The sequence below is a fragment of the Parasphingorhabdus litoris DSM 22379 genome (assembly GCF_020906275.1).
Lineage (GTDB): Bacteria > Pseudomonadota > Alphaproteobacteria > Sphingomonadales > Sphingomonadaceae > Parasphingorhabdus > Parasphingorhabdus litoris.
Window position 1 is genome coordinate 1,815,408 of record NZ_CP086727.1, and the last position, 21,016, is coordinate 1,836,423.

Annotated in this window: 24 protein-coding genes; 17 read left to right on the top strand and 7 right to left on the bottom strand. The window is 51.9% G+C overall.

The window, feature by feature from the left end:
- Positions 1-41 precede the first annotated feature (41 nt).
- Complete coding sequence (locus BS29_RS08840) at positions 42-1,400, top strand: acyltransferase family protein (RefSeq protein WP_229953301.1); 1,359 nt, start codon at positions 42-44, stop codon at positions 1,398-1,400.
- Positions 1,401-1,451: 51 nt separating this feature from the next.
- Here BS29_RS08840 and BS29_RS08845 read toward each other — a convergent pair whose 3' ends face one another.
- Positions 1,452-2,018: a urate hydroxylase PuuD gene (locus BS29_RS08845; protein ID WP_229953302.1), complete on the bottom strand. Its 567-nt coding sequence runs from the start codon at positions 2,016-2,018 to the stop codon at positions 1,452-1,454.
- A 175-nt stretch (positions 2,019-2,193) separates the two neighbouring features.
- Between BS29_RS08845 and BS29_RS08850 the strand changes: the two genes are divergently transcribed.
- Complete coding sequence (locus BS29_RS08850) at positions 2,194-2,799, top strand: superoxide dismutase (RefSeq protein ID WP_229953303.1); 606 nt, start codon at positions 2,194-2,196, stop codon at positions 2,797-2,799.
- Positions 2,800-2,852: 53 nt separating this feature from the next.
- Here BS29_RS08850 and ispZ read toward each other — a convergent pair whose 3' ends face one another.
- The 5 genes from ispZ to BS29_RS08875 form a co-directional block, all read right to left on the bottom strand.
- Positions 2,853-3,488 carry a septation protein IspZ gene (gene ispZ / locus BS29_RS08855; protein ID WP_229953304.1) on the bottom strand — a complete coding sequence of 212 codons (636 nt, stop codon included), beginning with the start codon at positions 3,486-3,488 and terminating at the stop codon, positions 2,853-2,855.
- Positions 3,485-4,414, bottom strand: a complete 930-nt coding sequence (ftsY, locus tag BS29_RS08860; RefSeq protein WP_229953305.1) for a signal recognition particle-docking protein FtsY — start codon at positions 4,412-4,414, stop codon at positions 3,485-3,487. The genes ispZ and ftsY overlap by 4 nt, the downstream gene beginning before the upstream one ends.
- Entirely contained in the window at positions 4,411-5,676 is a 1,266-nt protein-coding gene (gene mtaB, locus BS29_RS08865) for a tRNA (N(6)-L-threonylcarbamoyladenosine(37)-C(2))-methylthiotransferase MtaB (protein WP_229953306.1), read from the bottom strand. Before mtaB ends, ftsY begins: the two co-directional genes overlap by 4 nt.
- The gene (dapF, locus tag BS29_RS08870; protein ID WP_229953307.1) at positions 5,673-6,491 is read right to left on the bottom strand and encodes a diaminopimelate epimerase; all 819 of its coding nucleotides are present in this window, start codon (positions 6,489-6,491) and stop codon (positions 5,673-5,675) included. Before dapF ends, mtaB begins: the two co-directional genes overlap by 4 nt.
- Positions 6,492-6,579: 88 nt before the next feature.
- A complete protein-coding gene (locus BS29_RS08875) occupies positions 6,580-8,220 on the bottom strand; it encodes a putative bifunctional diguanylate cyclase/phosphodiesterase (protein WP_229953308.1) in 1,641 nt (546 codons plus the stop codon).
- 291 nt (positions 8,221-8,511) lie between these two features.
- Here BS29_RS08875 and ffh point away from each other — a divergent pair, with 291 nt between their 5' ends.
- The 15 genes from ffh to BS29_RS08950 all read left to right on the top strand — a co-directional run bounded on the left by ffh (position 8,512) and on the right by BS29_RS08950 (position 20,425).
- Positions 8,512-9,966, top strand: a complete 1,455-nt coding sequence (gene ffh / locus BS29_RS08880; protein WP_229953309.1) for a signal recognition particle protein — start codon at positions 8,512-8,514, stop codon at positions 9,964-9,966.
- Positions 9,967-10,009: 43 nt separating this feature from the next.
- Positions 10,010-10,540, top strand: coding sequence for a 30S ribosomal protein S16 (rpsP, locus tag BS29_RS08885; RefSeq protein ID WP_229953310.1), 531 nt, complete (start codon positions 10,010-10,012; stop codon positions 10,538-10,540).
- A gap of 3 nt (positions 10,541-10,543) precedes the next feature.
- Complete coding sequence (rimM, locus tag BS29_RS08890; RefSeq protein ID WP_229953311.1) at positions 10,544-11,032, top strand: ribosome maturation factor RimM; 489 nt, start codon at positions 10,544-10,546, stop codon at positions 11,030-11,032.
- The gene (locus BS29_RS08895; RefSeq protein ID WP_229953312.1) at positions 11,029-11,319 is read left to right on the top strand and encodes a hypothetical protein; all 291 of its coding nucleotides are present in this window, start codon (positions 11,029-11,031) and stop codon (positions 11,317-11,319) included. Before rimM ends, BS29_RS08895 begins: the two co-directional genes overlap by 4 nt.
- Entirely contained in the window at positions 11,316-12,053 is a 738-nt protein-coding gene (trmD, locus tag BS29_RS08900; protein WP_229953313.1) for a tRNA (guanosine(37)-N1)-methyltransferase TrmD, read from the top strand. The genes BS29_RS08895 and trmD overlap by 4 nt, the downstream gene beginning before the upstream one ends.
- Before the next feature lie 4 nt (positions 12,054-12,057).
- Positions 12,058-12,447: a 50S ribosomal protein L19 gene (rplS, locus tag BS29_RS08905; RefSeq protein WP_229953314.1), complete on the top strand. Its 390-nt coding sequence runs from the start codon at positions 12,058-12,060 to the stop codon at positions 12,445-12,447.
- 84 nt (positions 12,448-12,531) lie between these two features.
- On the top strand, positions 12,532-13,557 hold the full coding sequence (locus BS29_RS08910) for an aspartate-semialdehyde dehydrogenase (protein ID WP_229953315.1): 1,026 nt from the start codon (positions 12,532-12,534) through the stop codon (positions 13,555-13,557).
- A 39-nt stretch (positions 13,558-13,596) separates the two neighbouring features.
- Positions 13,597-14,316, top strand: coding sequence for a hypothetical protein (locus BS29_RS08915; RefSeq protein WP_229953316.1), 720 nt, complete (start codon positions 13,597-13,599; stop codon positions 14,314-14,316).
- A 163-nt stretch (positions 14,317-14,479) separates the two neighbouring features.
- On the top strand, positions 14,480-15,412 hold the full coding sequence (locus BS29_RS08920; RefSeq protein ID WP_229953317.1) for a hypothetical protein: 933 nt from the start codon (positions 14,480-14,482) through the stop codon (positions 15,410-15,412).
- 69 nt (positions 15,413-15,481) lie between these two features.
- Positions 15,482-16,129 (top strand): 2-hydroxychromene-2-carboxylate isomerase, encoded by a 648-nt coding sequence (locus tag BS29_RS08925; protein WP_229953318.1) that lies wholly within the window; start codon positions 15,482-15,484, stop codon positions 16,127-16,129.
- A 195-nt stretch (positions 16,130-16,324) separates the two neighbouring features.
- Positions 16,325-16,774: a GFA family protein gene (locus tag BS29_RS08930; protein ID WP_229953319.1), complete on the top strand. Its 450-nt coding sequence runs from the start codon at positions 16,325-16,327 to the stop codon at positions 16,772-16,774.
- The gene (locus BS29_RS08935; protein ID WP_229953320.1) at positions 16,771-17,214 is read left to right on the top strand and encodes a GFA family protein; all 444 of its coding nucleotides are present in this window, start codon (positions 16,771-16,773) and stop codon (positions 17,212-17,214) included. The genes BS29_RS08930 and BS29_RS08935 overlap by 4 nt, the downstream gene beginning before the upstream one ends.
- Positions 17,190-17,975 carry an alpha/beta fold hydrolase gene (locus BS29_RS08940; protein WP_326838454.1) on the top strand — a complete coding sequence of 262 codons (786 nt, stop codon included), beginning with the start codon at positions 17,190-17,192 and terminating at the stop codon, positions 17,973-17,975. Before BS29_RS08935 ends, BS29_RS08940 begins: the two co-directional genes overlap by 25 nt.
- Before the next feature lie 15 nt (positions 17,976-17,990).
- Positions 17,991-18,518, top strand: a complete 528-nt coding sequence (locus BS29_RS08945) for a hypothetical protein (protein ID WP_229953321.1) — start codon at positions 17,991-17,993, stop codon at positions 18,516-18,518.
- Between the two features lie 56 nt (positions 18,519-18,574).
- Entirely contained in the window at positions 18,575-20,425 is a 1,851-nt protein-coding gene (locus tag BS29_RS08950) for a M2 family metallopeptidase (RefSeq protein WP_229953322.1), read from the top strand.
- Between the two features lie 58 nt (positions 20,426-20,483).
- On the opposite strand, the gene BS29_RS08955 is transcribed toward BS29_RS08950, so the two are convergent.
- Positions 20,484-20,960 carry a peroxiredoxin gene (locus BS29_RS08955; RefSeq protein ID WP_229953323.1) on the bottom strand — a complete coding sequence of 159 codons (477 nt, stop codon included), beginning with the start codon at positions 20,958-20,960 and terminating at the stop codon, positions 20,484-20,486.
- Positions 20,961-21,016 lie beyond the last annotated feature (56 nt).

Below are 21,016 nucleotides of genomic sequence, written 5' to 3' on the forward strand. Positions count from 1 at the left end.
TGATTAACTCAATAATGTACCGGTGAGGAGTGGGGCAATATATGAGCGCACAAGGTGATGTAACGGCGAAGCGGACTCTATGGTCGCGTGCCGAAGAAATGGCCCGCAAAGCACCGCCAGAACGCAATCGCTACGTTGATTTTCTGCGTGCCTTTTCGATACTTGCAGTGGTCATAGGCCACTGGCTGGTGGCGGCCCCTTATATAGAAAATGGAGCGGTGCAAGGCGGTCATTTGCTTGGTATATTGCCTTGGACCCAATGGTTGACTTGGGGGTTTCAGGTTATGCCAATTTTCTTCCTTGTTGGTGGATTTTCCCATGCATTGTCCTGGTCGGCGAACCAGCGCAAAGACGGCAGCTATGCTGGCTGGTTTACCGGACGATTGCGCCGGTTAATCAACCCGGTTCTGCCGCTTTTCCTGATCTGGACACTGTTTGCGCTGTTTGGCACCGCCATGGGTGTTGAGCGCAAGATTGTCGAGCTCGCCGCCCAACTTGCTCTCATTCCGGTTTGGTTCCTGGCCGTTTACCTCATGGTGAGTGCAGTGGTCCCATTGACGCATGGGGCCTGGAAACGCTTTGGCATGGCGTCTTTTTGGGGATTGGTCGCTGGCGCTATATTGATTGATGTCGCGACTTTCTCTTATCAAATTCCCTATGTGAATTTTGTGAACTTTGCCTTTATCTGGTTGGCCGTACACCAGTTGGGATATGCTTGGAGCGAGGGGTATTTTTCTAACCCGATGAAAGCATTGTTCTGGGGGCTTGGTGGTCTGACGGTGCTGGGATTGCTGGTCGGATTTGGACCCTATCCAGTCGCAATGATCGGTGTCCCTGGTGAACCAGTAAGCAATTCCATGCCGCCCACTATCGCATTGCTGGCGCTTGGTATGGCTCAAACGGGCATCGCTCTTGCTTTGGAACCAGCGGCGCGGCGGATGTTAGGCAGCCTTAAAATCTGGACAGCTGTGGTGCTCGTGAACGGCATGATCATGACCACATATCTGTGGCATTTGACGGCTTTTGTATTCGTGATGGTGGTGGCTTGGCTGCTCGGCGGAATCGGATTGGAAGTCGCGCCGGGAAGTGGCGCTTGGTGGCTGGCCCGGCCGATATGGTTCATTCTCTACATCGTTGCTTTGCTCCCGCTCATCATGATTTTCGCGAAATATGAGCAAGCTGGCGCCAATGGAGCCGCAGAAAGAGATGACCTTCCGCATTGGCGATTGATCGTAGGATTGTTGTTCGTATGCGCTGGCCTAGCGGCAACAGCAGCGATCAGTATCGCAAGTCCGCTGGGTGTAACAGGCGTACGTTTGTGGGTTGTAGCGATGCCATTTATTGGCGCCGCCTTTATCGGCTTTGGTCCGGCTCACAAGCTCGCAAAACGGCTTCGATAGGCAAAAAAAGAGGGCCGCGAAGCCCTCTTTCTATAAAAATAATGTTTCGGTTTAGCCGCCGAGATTGGCGTTCACCATGCAATAAAGCATCGGCAAGGATAGCAAGGTGTTGGTGCGTGACGCCATCAGCGCGACTTTCGCGGCCGAAGCTTTTGCATCGGGATCTGCTTCAACCATGCCAAGGACTTTCTTCTGGTTGGGCCAGATCAGGAACCAGACGTTAAACGCCATGATCAGCGCCATCCACATGCCAATACCGATCAGCAAATAGCCTTCCTGCAGCACCAGTGCCTGAACCAGATAGCCGGTCAGATGTGCTACAACCAAACCGGTAATAACCGTGAACAGTGCCGCCCAGCGGAAATAGAAGAGGGCGCTTGGCGCAATATGCTTCGATACTGCGGGCTTCGCTTCATCCGGAATGTTCGGCATTTGCGGTACTTGGACGAAATTGAAATAATAAAGGAGACCGATCCAAAGCACGCCAAAAAATGTGTGTAGCCAGCGGAAAAGGCCGTTTACCTGGTCGCCAAGCGGCCCGATTGCAACGATGACCAATATTGCCAGCAACAAGCCGACAAGCATCACCAGATTCAAATTACCAAAAAATTTTGCCATTATATCCTCCCCAAGATTGGCTTGTAACAATGATGTAATATTATGCCTTCAAGCTTTTTTTGTCACGGAAAAACACTGTTACTTGTGCCTATGCTCTAAAGGACAGTTGCTGATCGAACTTTTTGACACCATATGCGTGTTCTGAAAGTCATTCTAACTATGGAGATAATTCTCAATGTCCTTTGAACTTCCCCCGCTTCCTTATGCCAAAACTGCTTTTGGTGAACTTATCTCTGAAGCAACATTCAATTTTCACCATGGTAAACATCACAATGCCTATGTGACCAAAACCAACGACGCGATTGCCGGTACAGACCATGAAGGCAAGAAATTGTCCGAGATTATCAAGGCGTCCGATGGCGGCTTGTTCAACAATGCGGCACAGGTGTGGAACCACAGCTTTTACTGGCTGTGCCTGAGCCCAGAAAAGAAAGAAATGCCAGCAGAACTTAAAAGCCGCATTGAAACGGACTTTGGTTCTGTTGAAGAATTTAAGGCAAAATTCAAAGCCGAAGCGGTTGGCCATTTTGCCAGCGGTTGGGCTTGGCTGGTGCTTAATGGTGACAAGTTAGAAATCACCTCACTGCATGACGCTGACAGCCCGGTAGCGCATGATATGAAGCCATTGCTGACCATCGATGTTTGGGAACATGCCTATTATCTGGATTACCAGAATGCCCGTCCGGACTATGTCGCTGCATTGCTCGACAACGCGATTGATTGGGATTTTGTGGCCCAGAATCTTGACGGCGAAGGTGTTAGCCGCGCTGATCAGGGCTGAGGGGTCAAACCATAAATTTGAAAGCCGCGCTCCGTTCAATCGGGGCGCGGTTTTTACTTGGCTTCTTCGGCCTCTTCTTCATCCTGACCAAGATCAAGACCGTGGCGCATCAACATCGGTACATTGGCAATCGCAAAGATGAAGGACAATATCGTGATGCCCCAAACTTTCAGTGTCAGCCACATGTCAAAGCTCAAGAAAAGGCGCATAGCCTCGTTCAGTAATGCCATGGCAACGAAGAATATCGCCCAGTTGCGGGACAATTTGAGCCACCCTTCATCGGAAAGTCCTTCATAGGCAGCTTGCAGCAGATATTTCAGCATTGCCTTTCCGCGGAGCAGCCCAACACCCAAAATGACCGCAAAACCGACATAGATTATTGTCGGCTTGATCTGGATGAAGCGCGGATCATTGAAATAGATTGTCAGCGCGCCAAAGCCGATCACCAATACTGCCGAGAGCCAGAGCATGGGTGATATTTTGCCCAGCTTCCATTTCGATACAATCACCGCGATCACAATCGCGACCATGAAGGCGGCTGTGCCATATATTGCCGACAGAACAGGATTATCGCCCGGTACCGCAAATTTGTAGGTCAGGAAAAATACGAGCAATGGTCCGAAGTCGAGTGCGAATCCGAGACCTTTATTTTCCTTTTCGGGTTCTACATTAATGACGTCATCGCTCATTCTTCGATTCCTGCTATAGCTGCGGCAAGGTCATTGGCTTCAAACGGCCGCAAGTCTTCCATTGTCTCTCCGACACCAATGGCATGGATCGGCATTTTAAACTGCTGTGCCGCTGCAACAAGTACACCGCCACGTGCCGTTCCGTCTAATTTGGTCATGATCAGTCCTGTTACCTTTGCCACTTCCTTGAACACTTCAATCTGCGACAGGGCATTTTGTCCCGTGGTCGCATCCAAGACCAGAACGACATCATGGGGGGCTTCCGGATTGAGCCGGCCCAGAACACGCCGGATCTTGTCGAGTTCATCCATTAGTTCAGTCCGGTTTTGCAGGCGACCCGCTGTATCAACGATTAACACGTCAATGCCGGTGGCAGTCGCCTGTTTGACGCCTTCATACACAATACTTGCGCTGTCGCCGCCTTCCTTGCCGCTGATGATCGGAACACCGAGACGTTCGGCCCAGACTTTAAGTTGTCCAATTGCGGCAGCCCGAAAAGTATCGCCGGCGGCCAGCATCACGCCATAATCCTGTTCCAGGAAAAGATGAGTCAGCTTGGCGATAGTGGTTGTTTTGCCTGAGCCATTAACACCGATCACCAAAATGACCTGTGGGCGAGGGAAGGCGTCTATTTCCAGAGGTACAGCTACTGGCTCTAATATCTGTGCAATTTCGGACTGGATTATTTCACGAACGGCATGTTCGCTGAGGCCTTTTTCAAACCGTTCCTTGGACAATTTTTCACGGATGGAAGCCGCTGTGGCTGGGCCAAGGTCGGACACAATCAATGCGTCTTCAATATCATCGAGCGTCGTATCGTCCAGTTTTGCCTTCGTAACCAGCCCGGTCAGATTTTCGGTCAGGCGGCCCGATGTCTTGCTGAAACCGCCAAACAGGCGGTCCTTCCACCCCGGTTTATCACTCATACTATTCTTCTTCCGATCAGGTTTTGGCCATCGGATGAGATGACTTCAACAGGGATGATCTGGCCTTCTGGCATGGTTTCTTCGAAACTTATATGGGCAAAATTTTCCGCATATCCAGCTTTGCCGTTTAATTCGCACAATACATTATGCTTCGTGCCTACCAAGCCGTCTCGCCAGGCCTGTGCCTTATCCGCAATTTTCTGCCGTAAAATCTTCGCACGTTGCTTGGTTATAGCGCCATCTACTTGCGGCATGTTGGCCGCTGGTGTGCCCTGCCGCGGTGAATAGGGAAATATGTGACCATGGATGATGTCGCATTGGTCGATGATATCGACACTGCCTGCAAACATCTGTTCGGTTTCGGTTGGGAAACCGGCAATAATATCTGCGCCAATGGCAATTTCCGGGCGCTTTTCTTTCAATCGCGCAACCAGTTCAATGGCTTGTTCCCGATTGTGTCGGCGCTTCATCCTTTTCAGGATCATATTATCTCCGGATTGTAGCGACAGATGCACGTGCGGCATCATGCGGCTTTCACCTGTAAGAATATCGAACAGCCGATCGTCAATCTCCACACCGTCAACGGACGATAATCTCAACCGTTTCAGGTCCGGGACATAGTGCAATACCCGCTCGACCAGAAGTCCCAGGCTGGGATTACCTGGCAAGTCCGGGCCATAGCTGGTGACATCCACACCGGTTAGAACAACTTCGTTGAAGCCCTTGTCGACCAGCGCCTTAACCTGATCCACAACTTGCCCAGCAGGCACAGATCGGCTGTTACCGCGGCCATAAGGAATGATGCAAAATGTACAGCGATGATCGCAGCCATTTTGAACCTCAACAAAGGCACGGGATCGCTCGGCAAAAGCGCTGACCATATGCGGTGCCGTTTCCTTGACCTGCATGATGTCGGACACGCGAATATCTGGCTGATTGGTTTCGAGGCCGAATTTGAAGTTATCGGCGTCATATTTGTCGAAATTGCCAACCACACCGGATGTTTCCGGCATATTGGCAAACATGTCGGGATCAATCTGCGCAGCACATCCTGTCACGACCACTTCCTTGTCAGGATTGTCGCGTTTGGCGCGCCGGATAGCTTGGCGGGTTTGACGTACGGCTTCATTGGTCACGGCGCAGCTGTTAACGATGATCAGGTTTGAAGCATCAACCTTTGATCCGTTGATGCTTTGTCGGATGGCCTCGCTTTCGGCGATGTTCAGGCGGCATCCCATGGAGATGATTTCAGGGCTGGTCATCCAAAATCATCCCAATTGGCTTCGCCCGAAAAGACATAGGTGGTCGGCCCCTGCATCATAATCGGCTCACCATCCTGCCACGACAGAATAAGCGTGCCGCCGGGCAGGTGCACGTTGACCGGGCTTTCCACCAATCCGCGTTTCAGGGCCGCTACTGCGGTGGCACAGGCACCGGTGCCGCAGGCGCGTGTCAAGCCAACACCGCGTTCCCAGACGCGCAAGTGGATTTCACCTTCATGCACATGTGCGACATTCACGTTCACGCGCTCTGGAAATAGAGGATCAACTTCAATCATTGGTCCTAAGCGATCAAGTTCAACGCTGTTGCTGTCGTCTACAAAAAAGATCACATGCGGATTACCTACATTAACAGCGGCGGGATCTTGCAAATCTTCCCAACCGACAGGCATATGCAACGTATCCATAGCATAGGCGAGGGGAATGGCGTTCCAGTCAAAACGCGGCTCTCCCATATCGACTATCGCACCTGTGTCAGTTGCCTGACCGGATAGCATGCCGCCATCAGTTTCGATTGATGTTCCATCTCCTAGCAGCTTCACAACACAGCGGGTTGCATTGCCGCAGGCTTCAACCTCGCCGCCATCGGCATTGTATATTTGCATGCGGACATCGGCTTTATCTGACGGTTTTAATATAATGAGCTGATCACAACCAATGCCGCTGTTGCGATTGGCAATCGCTGCTGCTTTCTCCGCCGGCATATTCAGCTGTTCTGCTAATTCAGGCGCACGCGCGTCAATAATGACAAAGTCATTGCCCAATCCATGCATTTTGTGAAATTGCCCGCTGCTCATGATGGGCGATTTAGGGGCGCAAGCCTGGCAAGTCCAGCATTTCGAGCGTCAGTGGAAAATCATGTGCCGCTGATCGCTGGTTTTAAACCTAACCGGCTTTTCGTTGTTCGTCTGTCTGCGCCTCGTTTTCGTCTGAACTGGCTTCCGGCGGTTTTGGCAGCAGGTTTCGTTCAGCCAACACCTTGCGGAGTTGCTGCGTCGAAAGTGGGCGACCATAGTGCCAGCCTTGGCCCTTGGAGCAGCCAATGTTACGTAATTCGTCTTCAATGGCCTTGTCTTCAATTCCCTCTGCCGTAATCGGCATGCCCAAGCTTTCACCCAGGCTGGTAATCGCTTTGACAATGGCCGCGCTTTCAGGGTTTTCCAGGATCGATGTTACAAAACTGCGATCAATTTTGATCCGATCAAATGGCAATGCGCGAAGGTGCGCCAACGAACTATAACCGGTCCCGAAGTCATCCAGGGCAATGCGAATACCCTGGTTTTTCAGACTGCCCACAATCGATTGCGCAAGGCTGAGATTTTCAAACAAAGAACTTTCCGTAATCTCGATTTCAAGGCGATTTGCCTGGAAGCCCGTTTCTACGAGCAGTTTCACTATTTTCTGCGCTAACCAAGGGTCGAGCAACTGTATCGGTGAAATATTGACGGCGACAGACAGGCTTGGGTCCCAGTTTTTCGCATCTTCAAAACATTTGCGCATGACGCTGAGCGACAGATCGCCAATCATCCCGGTTTCTTCCGCAATAGGAATGAAAACCTCAGGTGACACAAGGCCTTGTGTCGGTGATTCCCAGCGTGCGAGCATTTCAAAACCTGTTAGCTTGCCGGTAGCGAGATCAATTTGCTGTTCATAATAAGGCACAAATTCACCTGCCGGAATGCCTTTGCGCATACCCGATTCTATCGTGTTGCGGGTTTGCAGCTCTTGCTCCATCGTAACATCAAACCAGCAGAACCGGTTCCGTCCCTGTTTTTTGGCGCTGTACATTGCGATATCGGCGCGGCGCATCAGCACATCGACACCCGCTGTTTCCGCGTCGAAGCGCGATATGCCAATGGATGTTGTAACAACCAGATGGTTGCCGTTTTCCAAAATAGGCATGGCAATGCTGTCGATCAAATCATCTGCAATGCGATCTACCAATTCCGGTTGATCAGGGTCGAAAACAAAAGCACATGCGAATTCGTCACCGCCAAGCCGTGCAAGCAGATTATTGGGCGGAATGACATTGGAAATGCGCGCAGCCACTTCCTTCAATACAATGTCGCCTGCGCTATGGCCATGTACGTCATTGACAGTCTTGAAATTGTCGAGGTCCAGCATCAGGAAAGCTGTGCTTTTACCTTTACGTTGCGCTGTTGCGATCATTTCTGTTGTTTTGTCGGTTAACGTCCGACGATTGAGAAACCCGGTGAGTGGATCTGTAGCGGCAAGAGAATGCGCCAGTTCTTCGGCTGCCGTGCGCTCAACCACCTCTGCCGATAGATCGCGATAGCGGCGCCAGCCAAATAAAATGAGGGCAATGTTGAGCAAAAAGGCAGAAACCAGCATTTTGTCGGTTCCACCGCCATAGCCGGAAAGTGAGGCGATAGCCTCGGTAATAACTGTGCCGCCGGTCCCAACAAACATCAATATCGCGAAGATTACGATTACGCTGGTCACAACATCACGCCGTGCAGAAACGGCATGTTTATTGGCGGACTTTATGTTATTCTCTTCCGACATATTTTACCCCATGACGGCTGTCCTAGATTTTCGAACTTGCCTATTGCATTCATAATCCTCAATTTCTGGTTAATATTGCTTAATCTATGGGAAATAGAGGGTTGCAGGGCGGCGTCAGATCGACTAATGGCACCGCAAATAACGAAGCATTTTTGTTTCGTGATTTCAGTTTCGAGTTCAACAAACTCACACGTCGGTCAGCGAGGTTTCGCCCACCGGCGTTTTTTGCGTTGCTCGGTTTTGAGGTTGTTTTAGGCTGTTTTCAGCTGGTTTGAGAGAAAGGAAGACGCCATGTTTGACAAGTTAAGCGACCGGCTCGGCGGCGTCTTTGACAAACTGCGTGGCCGCGGGGCGCTAAAAGAAGAAGATGTTCGCGGCGCGATGCGCGAAGTGCGGATTGCGTTGCTGGAGGCCGATGTTGCGCTTCCGGTTGTAAAGGAATTTGTTGAGAAGGTTACCGAACAGGCTGTCGGTCAGTCGGTTCTCAAATCAATCACGCCGGGACAGCAGGTCGTCAAAATCGTCAATGACGGTCTGGCGGATATGCTGGGTGCAGACGTCAGTGGCCTCGAACTCGCGGTCGCACCGCCAGCCATCATCATGATGGTCGGTCTGCAGGGTTCCGGTAAGACAACTACGACGGCCAAGATCGCCAAGCGGCTGAAAGATAAAGAGAATAAGAAGGTCATGATGGCCTCGCTCGACGTCAATCGCCCTGCAGCACAAGAACAACTGGCGGTATTGGGCGAGCAGATTAATGCTGCCACGCTGCCAATTGTTGAAGGCCAGCAACCGGTCGAAATAGCCAAACGCGCGCTACAGGCTGCGAAATTGCAGGGTTTCGACGTGCTGATGCTCGATACCGCAGGCCGTCTGCATGTCGATCAGCAACTGATGGACGAGATGAAGGCGGTTGCCGATGTCTCCAAACCGCAGGAAACCTTGCTGGTTGTTGATGCTTTGACCGGTCAGGATGCGGTGAACGTTGCATCCAACTTCTCCGAACAGGTTGATCTCAGCGGTGTGATTCTCACCCGTATGGACGGCGATGCCCGCGGCGGTGCAGCGCTTTCAATGCGGGCGGTTACCGGCAAGCCGATTAAATTTGTCGGCATTGGCGAGAAAATTGACGCGCTGGAGGAATTTCACCCAGAGCGTGTTGCTGGCCGTATTTTGGGCATGGGCGATGTTGTCAGCCTGGTGGAAAAAGCCGCTGCAACGGTCGACAAAGAAGAATCCGAAGCGCTGGCCGAGAAAATGGCCAAAGGTCAATTTGACCTGAATGACTTGCGCTCGCAACTGCGCCAGATGACCAAAATGGGTGGTCTCGGTGCGTTAGCCTCAATGATGCCGGGCATGAAGAAGGCCAAGGCAGCGATGGCGGGAGGCGCGATGGACGACAAAGTTCTGGTGCGCATGGATGCGATTATCGGTTCGATGACCAAGGAAGAACGGGTGCGCCCGGGCTTGCTCAACGCCAAGCGCAAGGTGCGCGTGGCCAAGGGGTCTGGCACCACGGTGCAGGACGTAAACAAGCTCCTGAAAATGCATCAGGAAATGTCCAAGGCGATGAAAAAGATCAAGAAAATGGGCGGTATGAAGGGTTTAATGTCGATGTTTGGCGGTGGCGGCGGTGCTGCTGGTGCGGGCATGGGCGGCCAAGCGGGCGGCATGCCTGGGCTGCCGGACATGTCACCCGGCGGTTTGCCACCTGATCTTGCAAATTTATTGAATAAGAAGAAATAGTTTTAAAAATTACGTATATTATATTGTTTTAGAAAGGTTTATTATGTCAGTAGCAATGAGAATGGCCCGTGGTGGCTCCAAGAAACGTCCTTATTACAAGATCGTGATCGCCGATGTGCGTGCACCGCGTGATGGTAAATTCATCGAGCGTATCGGTAGCTATAACCCGCTGCTCGCCAAAGATGACGAAAAGCGCGTTGTTCTGGACGTTGATCGTGCGAAACATTGGTTGAGCGTTGGCGCCAAGCCGTCAGACCGTGTTGCTCGTTTCCTCGATGCCGCTGGCTTGATGAAGCGCGAAGCACGCAACAACCCGAATAAGGGTAAGCCAGGCGAGAAAGCGACCGAGCGCGCTGAAGAAAAAGCGGAAAAAGCTGCTGCTGCAGAAGAAGCTGCCAAGGAAGCGGCTGCCGCTCCTGCTGAAGAAGCGCCAGCAGAGGAAGCTGCAGCCGAAGCACCAGCTGCTGAAGAAGCGGCTGCTGATGCCCTTGCCGAGGAAGCGAAAGCCGAAGAAGCACCCGCTGAAGAGGCACCAGCTGCTGAGGAAGCAACTGAAGAAAAGTCCGAGGGTTAATCCTTGGCCACTGTTGATCCGGACACGTCCGTCCCCCTGGCCGTCATCATTGGCGCGCACGGGGTGACGGGCGAGGTCCGGCTCAAACTATTCTGCGAGACACTTGATAGTCTAAAGCAGCACAAAGCCTATAATGATGGCGCCTTGACGCTCAAATCGGTCAAGCCGCATAAAATGGGCGCGATAGCCCGATTTGCCGAAATTACCGATCGCAATTTAGCCGAGGCCGCGCGCGGCACCGAACTGGCCATCCCCCGCTCATCTTTGCCAGCGCTGGATGAGGACGAATTCTACCATATCGACATCATTGGTCTGCGCTGCGTCTCCGACAATGGCGAGGAACTGGGCAAGATATTTGCCATCTACGAATTTGGCGCCGGCGATGTGATCGAAATTGAACGTGCCAGCGGCAAGAAATTCATGATTCCAGTGGGCGCGATCGATATGCGCAATGATCCTGCGATCGTGCTATCGGAATTTGTCGAACCATGAACGGTCCGATATTCTTTATCGTTTTAATTGTTATCGTGGTTGCCTTTCCGGCTTTCCTTGGCTGGAAATTCAAGCAGAAATCGGATCAATTTGTCCGTATGGCTAGTACGATAGTGGCAGGACAAGTCATCCTCACGCCTGGAATATTATGGCTCGCCTATTCCGAAGATCGCAATTTTGGTGATAATCCGCTGAAAGCTGTAATCATATATGCTGCCATGGGTTTGATGATTTCCATTATGACTTTTGTGATCATGGAGATCCGGAAAACGAGTCAGGATAAATGACCTTCACCGCCCAAATCCTGACCCTTTATCCGGAAATGTTTCCCGGACCGCTCGGCACATCACTGGCGGGCAGGGCGCTGGAAGACGGCAAATGGGCCTGCAATCCCATCCAGATGCGCGACTTTGCCACCGACAAGCATAAATCCGTTGATGATACTCCGGCGGGTGGCGGTGCGGGTATGGTTTTGCGGGCTGACGTCATGGCGTCGGCGGTCGATCATGCGTTGGAACAGCTACCAGATGCCCCGATCTTGGCGATGAACCCGCGCGGAAAACCGCTAAAACAGGCGCGTGTCCGGGAATTGGCTTCCGGTTCGGGCGTCACCATCCTCTGCGGTCGCTTCGAAGGATTTGACGAACGGATTTTCGATGCACGGCCGATTGAAGAGGTTTCGATTGGCGATTATATCCTCTCTGGCGGCGAAATGGGTGCTTTTGTGCTTTTAGACGCTTGCATTCGGCTGCTTCCCGGGGTAATGGGCGCGGCTTCTAGCGGAGATGATGAAAGTTTCGAAACCGGACTTTTGGAATATCCGCAGTATACCCGGCCTCAGAAATGGGAAGGGCGCATTATCCCTGAAGTCTTGCGATCGGGGGATCATGCGAAAATCGCTGCTTGGCGGAAACAAAGGGCAGAGGAAGATACACGGCTAAGGCGGCCCGATTTATGGGAGCATCACAGGGATGCTCCGGATCAGTCGCCCTCTGGTGCGCAGGAAGAGAATAAGGAATAGGTCAATGAACCTGATTCAGACACTGGAAAAAGAAGCTGTCGAAGCATTCGCAGCTGACAAAGATATCCCCGAATTTCGCGCTGGCGATACGCTGCGCATTGGTGTTCGCGTTGTTGAAGGCACCCGGACACGTACCCAGAATTTTGAAGGTGTGTGCATTGCACGGACCAATCGCGGCATGGGCTCCAGCTTCACCGTACGGAAAATCTCCTTCGGCGAAGGTGTTGAGCGTGTGTTCCCGCTTTACTCACCGAATATTGAATCGATTACAGTGGTACGCCGCGGTGTCGTTCGTCGTGCTAAACTTTACTATCTGCGCGGCCGTACAGGTAAACGGGCCCGTATTGCGGAACGCCGCGTGAACCAGCCAGCCAAAGGCGCTGAAGCAAAGTAAAGAAAGCTTCATAACAAATTCAGGCAGCCGGTTCTCCCCAAAAGGAAAACCGGCTGTTTTCATATTCAGCACAGGAAAAGTTTCATGGGTTACAAAGTTGCAGTTGTTGGCGCGACCGGAAATGTCGGGCGCGAAATGCTGACCATCCTCTCCGAGCGCGAATTCCCGATTGATGAGCTCGCCGCCGTGGCGTCTTCGCGGTCGCAGGGTACTGAGATTGAGATTGGCGACACCGGCAAGATGCTCAAGGTGCAGAATATCGACCATTTCGACTTTTCCGGATGGGATATGGCGCTTTTCGCTGCTGGATCCGGTCCGACCAAGGAATATGCGCCTAAAGCCGCTGCTGCAGGCTGTGTGGTGATCGACAATAGCTCGCTCTATCGGATGGATCCCGACGTGCCGCTGATCGTGCCCGAAGTGAACCCGGATGCGATTGAAGGCTATAAGGCGCGCAACATCATCGCGAACCCCAATTGTTCGACTGCACAGATGGTCGTGGCGCTAAAGCCTCTTCATGATGCCGCGAAAATCAAGCGCGTTGTTGTATCCACCTACCAGTCCGTATCTGGCGCTGGCAAAGGCGGCATGGACGAACTGTTTGAACAGTCTCGCGCCATTTTCGTTGGTGATCCCAAGGAGAACCAGGTCTTCACCAAGCAAATCGCGTTTAACGTGATCCCGCATATCGACGTCTTCCTCGACGATGGTTCGACCAAGGAAGAGTGGAAGATGGTCGTCGAGACCAAGAAAATTCTCGATCCCAAGATCAAGCTCACCGCAACCTGCGTGCGTGTGCCAGTTTTCGTCGGTCATAGTGAGGCGATCAATATCGAGTTCGAGAACGAGATTTCCGCCAAACAGGCACAGGAAATTCTCCGCGAGGCACCGGGCATCATGTTGGTCGATAAGCGCGAGGACGAGGGCTATACGACCCCGGTAGAATGCGTCGGCGACAGCGCCACCTATATCAGCCGAGTCCGCGAAGATCCGACCGTGGACAACGGCCTGATCATCTGGTGTGTATCGGACAACCTGCGCAAGGGTGCGGCGCTGAATGCGGTGCAGATTGCGGAATTGCTGGGACGGAAGCATTTGCAAAAAGGATAGCAACAGTTCATAAGCCTTCGAATGTAACAGGAGGTAAAATTGAAGCTTCTCTCTTTTCGAAATGTCTGGCGCTTCAATGCCATTGCGATTGCATTGATCGTTCTTTTTGGCATTGCCGCTATGATTTTCGTTGCCGTCGATTTTTTGAGCTATCGTCCAGACCATAGAGGTTTCGGCTCAGTATCTTCGCAAAGCTCTGCTACCGAAGATGGAAAAGTTCACCTTGCATTTAGCGAGTGGGTTGATTTGCCGGGAACAACGCTTGCGGCGATGAAATTCGGTGTAACCGACCAATTGGAAAGCAACGGAAGCAGCTTCGGATCTGGAAGCAAGTATAAAAGCAATACGGTGGAAGAGCGTAACATAATTTTGCTCGATCGAGCGGATGGATCATTTCGCCACATAGTTCCTGATAATGATAGAAAATTGCTTAACTGGTACGTGCTGACAGCTGGTGAAAGCAAAGACAATAAGGACCGGAAAGCCATAGGCTTTGTGGCTCAATTTGTTTCTCGTTCCCACACAGAAAACAGTTCAGAGATTGTCATGACGGACATATTGTTAGGCAGTTTTCTGACCGGACGACAAAAGTGGATCATAACCGAGGTAGAGGCGCTCGACTATCCAAAGCTTGTCGAAACAGAGGCTGCAACGATGATCATCTGGAGCGAGGGAAGGGCGCGTTTCTTAAGGGTAGGCCTGGACGATCTGGAAATCGAAATTGATCAAGAAATATCAATGGTCCCGAATTCACAATAACGAAATTTGGCGGGGTGGCTTAAAGCGAACCGTCAAACTCAACTCACCGCTTCGATATTTAAAATGCAACAAAGCTTTTGTAATTGCATCGCAGTTAAAGGAATTTTTTAACCTGGTTTATCCTGTGTTCCGTGTCGTTTATCTTTTTCTTCTCGCTTTCAGTTTGGTTTTGCCCACTAAGGCGGCGGAACCGGCCAAAAGCGGGCCGGAAAAATGGATATTCATTGGCGGTGATAATCCAGCGGATCATTCGGACCTCATCGAGCGGCATGACATAGCCGGGGTGCAAGTAATCCACAGTTGGAAGTCGCTCGAACCGGAAAAGGGTCGCTATGACTTTTCCCGCATTGATCGGGATCTCGTACTGCTTGAAACGTTGGGCAAAAAACTGTTTGTCCAGATACAGGATCGCTTTTTCCTTCCGACCCATCGGAATATTCCAGATTATGTCCTGAATGATCCTATCTACGATGGCGGGCTGGTGCGGCAAGATGACAATGCGGGAGAAGGGCAGGCCAAGGGGAGTGGCTGGGTGACCATCCAATGGAATCCCGCGGTGCGTGCGCGTTATCAAAAATTGCTGCAGGCATTGGGAGCGCGCTATGACGGTAGGATATTTGGGATAAACCTACCAGAAACAGCCATTGAGGTAGAGAAAAACCCGGACAATAAAGGCTTTGACTGTGACGCCTATTTCGCGGCGCAGATCGAAAATATCAGGGTAGCAAAACAGGCTTTTCCGAAGTCGCATGTTGTTCAATATGTCAATTTCTGGCCCTGCGAATGGAATAATGACCGCCGGTATATGGAACGAACGTTTGATTTTGCCAAAGCCAACAACATCGGCTTGGGTGGTCCCGACATCATACCCTATCGCCGCGGCCAGATGAAAAATTCCTATCCGTTTTTCAATCGGTATCGGGATGAATTGCCACTGATCGCTATGGCGGTTCAGGGACCAACGCTGACTTATACCAACCCAAGAACCGGTAAAAAGTTCACGCGTGCCGAATTTCAAGACTATGCAGCAAATTACCTTGGTGTTGATATCATATTCTGGACCGTGAAATCATCCTGGCTTCAGCAAGCGCGCTAATCAATCCTGACTTGTCAACGTCAATCCCGCTGACCATAAGAGAGGGATAAAGCGATCAGGGAGCGGGCAATGACATTAAAAGCAGACGTATATTGGTCCTTTCGATCGCCCTATAGCTATCTCGCCACACGCCGTTATGTCGCGCTGACAGAGAAATATGATCTCTCTATCAACCAACGCTTTGTCTATCCGTTGGCAATCCGCGATCCGGATTTTTTCGAGAAAAACCATCCCAATTGGCTGGGTTATACATTTCGCGATATTTTCCGCGTTGCACAATTTATGGACATTCCGATGGCACCGCCTAATCCTGATCCGATTGTTCAGGATATTGCGACCCGAAAGATTGCCGAGGATCAACCGCATATCTTTTTGCTCACACGGATGGGGCAAGCGGCCGCAAGGCGTGGAAAGGGTCTGGAATTTGCTGATGAAGTCTCCCGTTTGATCTGGGGCGGGGTGCAAGGCTGGAATGAGGGTGATCATCTGGCGCAAGCGGCCGTGCGGGCCGGACTTGACCTTGCAGAGTTGAAAGCGGAGGCAGAAGCCAGCGCAGAAGAACTGGACAGCGAAGTTGCGGCGAACCAGAATGCACTGGAAGCTGCGGGCCATTGGGGCGTGCCGACTTTGGTGTTCGAGGGCGAACCGTTTTTCGGACAGGACCGGATCGAACTGGCGGTCTGGCGAATGGAACAAAAGGGCCTTGCCGAGCGCTGATATCGCGCTGATATTTTGGTCTTTCCTACATCACCGAAAGCGCTTAGCTTTGTCGCATGGTCCATTGCTTCTTCGTTTTCGCTCGGTTCATCGACTATGATATTCGCTTCAACCGAATTTCACCCCCATTTTGCGTATCTTTTGTAGAATTTCTCGAGACGTGATTTGGCAGGCTCAGAAGGGAAAAATCGAGACATGGAGGGCGTATTAACCGGTGGCTGCTTATGTGGCGCAGTGCGTTATGAACTGAAACCCGGTTTCAGAATGCGGCCCTATGCTTGTCATTGCACCGATTGCCAGCGTCGAACCGGAAGCGCATTCAGTCTGCACATGGGTATCATGGCGAAAGACCTGACGATCGAAGGTGAACTGAACGAAGGGACGTTCGTACAACCCAGTGGAGCTATCAGCACCATAGCGGGCTGTGCGAAATGTATGAGCCGAATTTATGCGGCAAATGATCGAAGAGCCGGTCTGGCCAGTATTCGCGTTGGGACGCTTGATGATGCCAAGAATATGAGCCCGGCCGCCCATTTCTGGGTCTCCAGCAAACAGCCCTGGATCACTATTCCCGAAGACATTCCCACTCTCGAAACGCAGCCGCAATCCAGCCAAGAATGGTTGCAATATGTTGGCCCTGAATGAGTGATACACAAGCCGGCGGCTGCCAATGCGGCGCAGTACGCTACACGTTCGACTGCCCTATACCATCCGCTTATGCTTGCCATTGCGGCGAATGCAAGAAGCAGAGTGCGAGCGCCTTTTCGATGTCCATTCCGATGGATTATGGTGCTTTGACGGTAACTGGCTCGCCGAAGCTGTTTGAAACAACCGCGTATAGTGGAAAGCGAAAATATAACTATTTCTGTGGGGAGTGCGGGACGCGGCTTTGGCACAGCGGAACCAATCCGCCGACGGCCGTTACTCTGAAAGTTGGAACTCTGGATCACTCTGCGGACATTGTGCCGGTTGGTCACTTGTGGGTTTCCAAGAAACAGCCCGGTATTCTATTGGACCCCGAAGTGGATCAATATCAGACACAGCCAGACGATGTGATCGCTTGGCGCAACAATTTGGGGCGATGATGGTGGACGTGAAGAGTTGGGACTTCTCCTCCTTTGATGGAATAACATTGAAAATCCATGAAGTGGGGCAGGGGAAACCGGTCATCCTGCTGCACGGGTTATTTTCCAATGCGGAGACCAACTGGATCAAATTTGGTCATGCAGGAACCTTGGCGGAGGCGGGTTACCGGGTGATCATGCCAGACCTTCGCGCACATGGGCACAGCGCGGCTCCGCATACGGCGGATGCTTATCCATCAGATGTGCTCATAAAAGATGCCTTGGCGCTGATCGAACATCTCGATCTGCCGGATTATCATCTGGGTGGTTTCTCCCTGGGCGCCCGGACAACCGCGAAACTCCTCACTACCGATATCGCGCCGGGACGCGCGATCCTCGCGGGCATGGGGCTAGAGGGCTTGGCAGGCTGGGACAAGCGGCAGGGCTTTTTCCTGAAAGCCATTGAGTTGCGCGACACGGCCAAGCGCGGTGACCCGCACTGGATGGCGATCCAGTTTATGAAAAGCCAGAAAATAGACACGGTCGCGGCCGCGCATCTACTCAAAACATTTTCTGATATGGAACCGGATGCCATCGAAATGATCACGACGCCGACACTGGTGCTATGTGGATCGGAAGATCGCGATAACGGTGATCCCGAGGCGCTGGCAAATCTATTACCGCATGGCCATCATGTCGCTGTGCCGGGCACACATATGAGCAGCGTAACAAAACCGGAAATGGCACAGGAGATGCTGCGGTTTCTAAGCGCGGATATCTAGGGGAGAGAATAAAGGATGCCGAAATATATGAACTGGCGCAATTTCTGGATTTTCTGGCTAGGGGGAATAGCGGTATTTTTGTTCAATGTTCTGACCAGTGGACCATTGATGACGGATGTCGCACCAACCGGAATATTGGACCATCAAAGCGCAGCAACGGCGACGCGCGTTGATGCCATACAACAAAGCTGGGCAGCTGCAGGACAGATGAACTATGCGGCATGGTCTATGGCCACCGATCTTGTGTTTATCGGTCTCTATACAATTGGCGGGATTTTAGGCGGGCGGCTCTTGTGGCAGGAGGCACAGTCGCCTTCGCTCAAGAAACTCGGCCTGTTTCTGGTGGTGACTTATTTTCTCTTCGGCCTGTTTGATTATGTCGAAACACTTAGCCAGATCACGCAAGTGTTGCAGGAAAAAGGTAGCGACACGCTGGCGGGTATCGCCGCTTTTGCGAGGCCGCCGAAAATCGCAACGTGGATCATCGGGACAGTCGGTATGGTTGCCGCCCTGATCTGGCGCCACCGCGAAAGACGTGCTTGACGGTTTGCGGATAAAGTTTCAATTCATACCAAAATACAATTCAGAGAGGTCACACTATGAAAATCGCCGGGAAAACAGCTGCGTCGATTATCGCCCTTGCCGCCATTGCGCTCAGCGCGCCTGCGTACGCCAAGGATCACGAAGGCGGTGAAATGGCAGACAAAGCCAATCCGACCGTCGAAGATGCAAAGCAGTTCGTTGAAGAAACCGAAAAGAAGATGTTCGATTTTTCGGTCAATGCGGGCCGGATTTACTGGATCAATGCAACCTATATCAATGAGGATACTGATGCATTAGCAGCCCAGGTTGGCGCGGAAGGCACGACTATGTCGGTGCAGGCCGCGATCGATGCCGCAAAATATAAAGACGTTCAGGGCCTGGATGCCGTCACCACGCGCAAGCTTAACAAGCTGCGCGGCGGCATTGTCCTTCCCGCACCAACAACCGAAGGCGCAGCGACCGAACTCAATACCATTGCGACCAAGCTTAACTCCGCCTATGGCAAGGGCAAGGGCACGCTCAACGGCAAGGAAATTAACGGCTCTGATATCGAAGCCGCCATGGGCACAAATCGCAATCCAGACGAGCTGTCTGAAATGTGGGAAAGCTGGCACAGCAATGTCGGCGGACCGATGAAGGACGATTATGCCCGGATGGTCGAAATTGCCAATGAAGGCGCGAAAGAACTGGGCTTTGCAGATGTCGGCGCAATGTGGCGTTCTGGTTACGACATGCAGGCGGATGACTTCGCTAAGCTTACCGACAAGCTATGGTCGCAGGTAAAACCACTTTACGACGAATTGCATTGCTACACGCGCGACAAGCTCAACGAGAAATATGGTGATGCGGTACAGTCCAAGACCGGACCGATCCGAGCCGATCTGCTGGGCAATATGTGGGCGCAGGAATGGGGCAATATCTATGAAATTGTTGCTCCAGAAGGCGCGGGTGACATCGGTTTCGATACGACCGAATTGCTGACCTCCAAAGGCTATGATGCCATCAAGATGGTGAAAGCCGGAGAACAGTTTTTCTCCTCCCTTGGCTTTGATCCGCTGCCAGACACTTTCTACACACGGTCACAATTTACCAAGCCCGCAGACCGCGAGGTGGTCTGCCATGCCAGCGCCTGGGATATTGACAATGTAGACGATATCCGGATCAAAATGTGTATCAAGGTCAATGGCGATGATTTTGTCACCATCCACCACGAGCTTGGTCATAACTATTATCAGCGCGCCTATAATAAACAGAGCTATCTGCATCTCGACGGTGCCAATGACGGGTTTCATGAAGCCATTGGTGATATGATTGCGCTGTCCATCACGCCGGAATATCTGGTGCAGGTCGGCTTGCTTGATGCAGACAAAGTGCCCAGTGCCGATAAGGATGTTGGGCTGCTGCTGCGGCAGGCGATGGATAAAGTTGCCTTTCTGCCCTTTGGCTTGCTGGTCGACAAATGGCGCTGGCAGGTTTTCTCCGGCGATATAAAGCCGGCAGAATATACACAGGCGTGGCATGATCTGAAACGGCAGTATCAAGGTATCACGCCGCCGGTGGATCGGCCCGCTGAAGCATTTGACCCTGGTGCCAAATATCACATCCCGGGCAATACGCCTTATTCACGCTATTTCCTGGCGCGCATCCTGCAGTTTCAATTTTATAAAGCGGCCTGCGATGCCGCCGGTTGGGAAGGGCCGCTGCATCGTTGTTCTTTCTATGGCAACAAGGAAGTCGGCGCGCGCCTGAACGCGATGCTGGAACTCGGCGCGTCCAAACCTTGGCCGGATGCTCTGGAAGCCTTTACCGGCACGCGTGAAATGGATGGCTCCGCAATGATAAGCTATTTCGAACCGCTGATGGATTGGCTCAAGGAAGAGAATAAAGGCAAATCCTGCGGATGGTAGGCAATGAAAAGCCGGCGGAAAACAGATGTTCCCGCCGGCTTTGGTGATTTGAAATCGATTAAAGCTGGTCGAGCATATAGTCGGCCGCGCTGACTTTGAAATCGCCGGGTGCTTCAACGTTCAGCTCTTCGACAACACCGTTATTGACGATCATGGAGAAGCGCTGACCGCGGGTGCCGAGGCCAAAGCCGGAGCCATCCATTTCAAGACCTACGGCCTTGGCAAAGTCGCCATTGCCATCGGCTAGCATGGTCACGTCTTCGGAACCTGCATCTTTATTCCACGCGCCCAAAACGAAGGCGTCATTGACAGCAGTGCAGGCAATTTCATCAACGCCTTTTGCCTTCAACTCGGCGGCTTTCTCAACATAGCCGGGTAGATGCTTGGCAGAGCAAGTTGGTGTATAGGCGCCGGGAACTGAGAAAAGAGCGACTTTCTTGCCCGCAAAATAGTCGGAAGAGCTGACTTGCTCTGGTCCGTTTTCTGTTGCTTTTACGAGATTTACCTCTGGTATCTTATCGCCTTTGTTGATCATGCAATCACTCCTTTTTGGAAGTTTGTGGAATATCAATATGTCCTATGTGTTTGTGG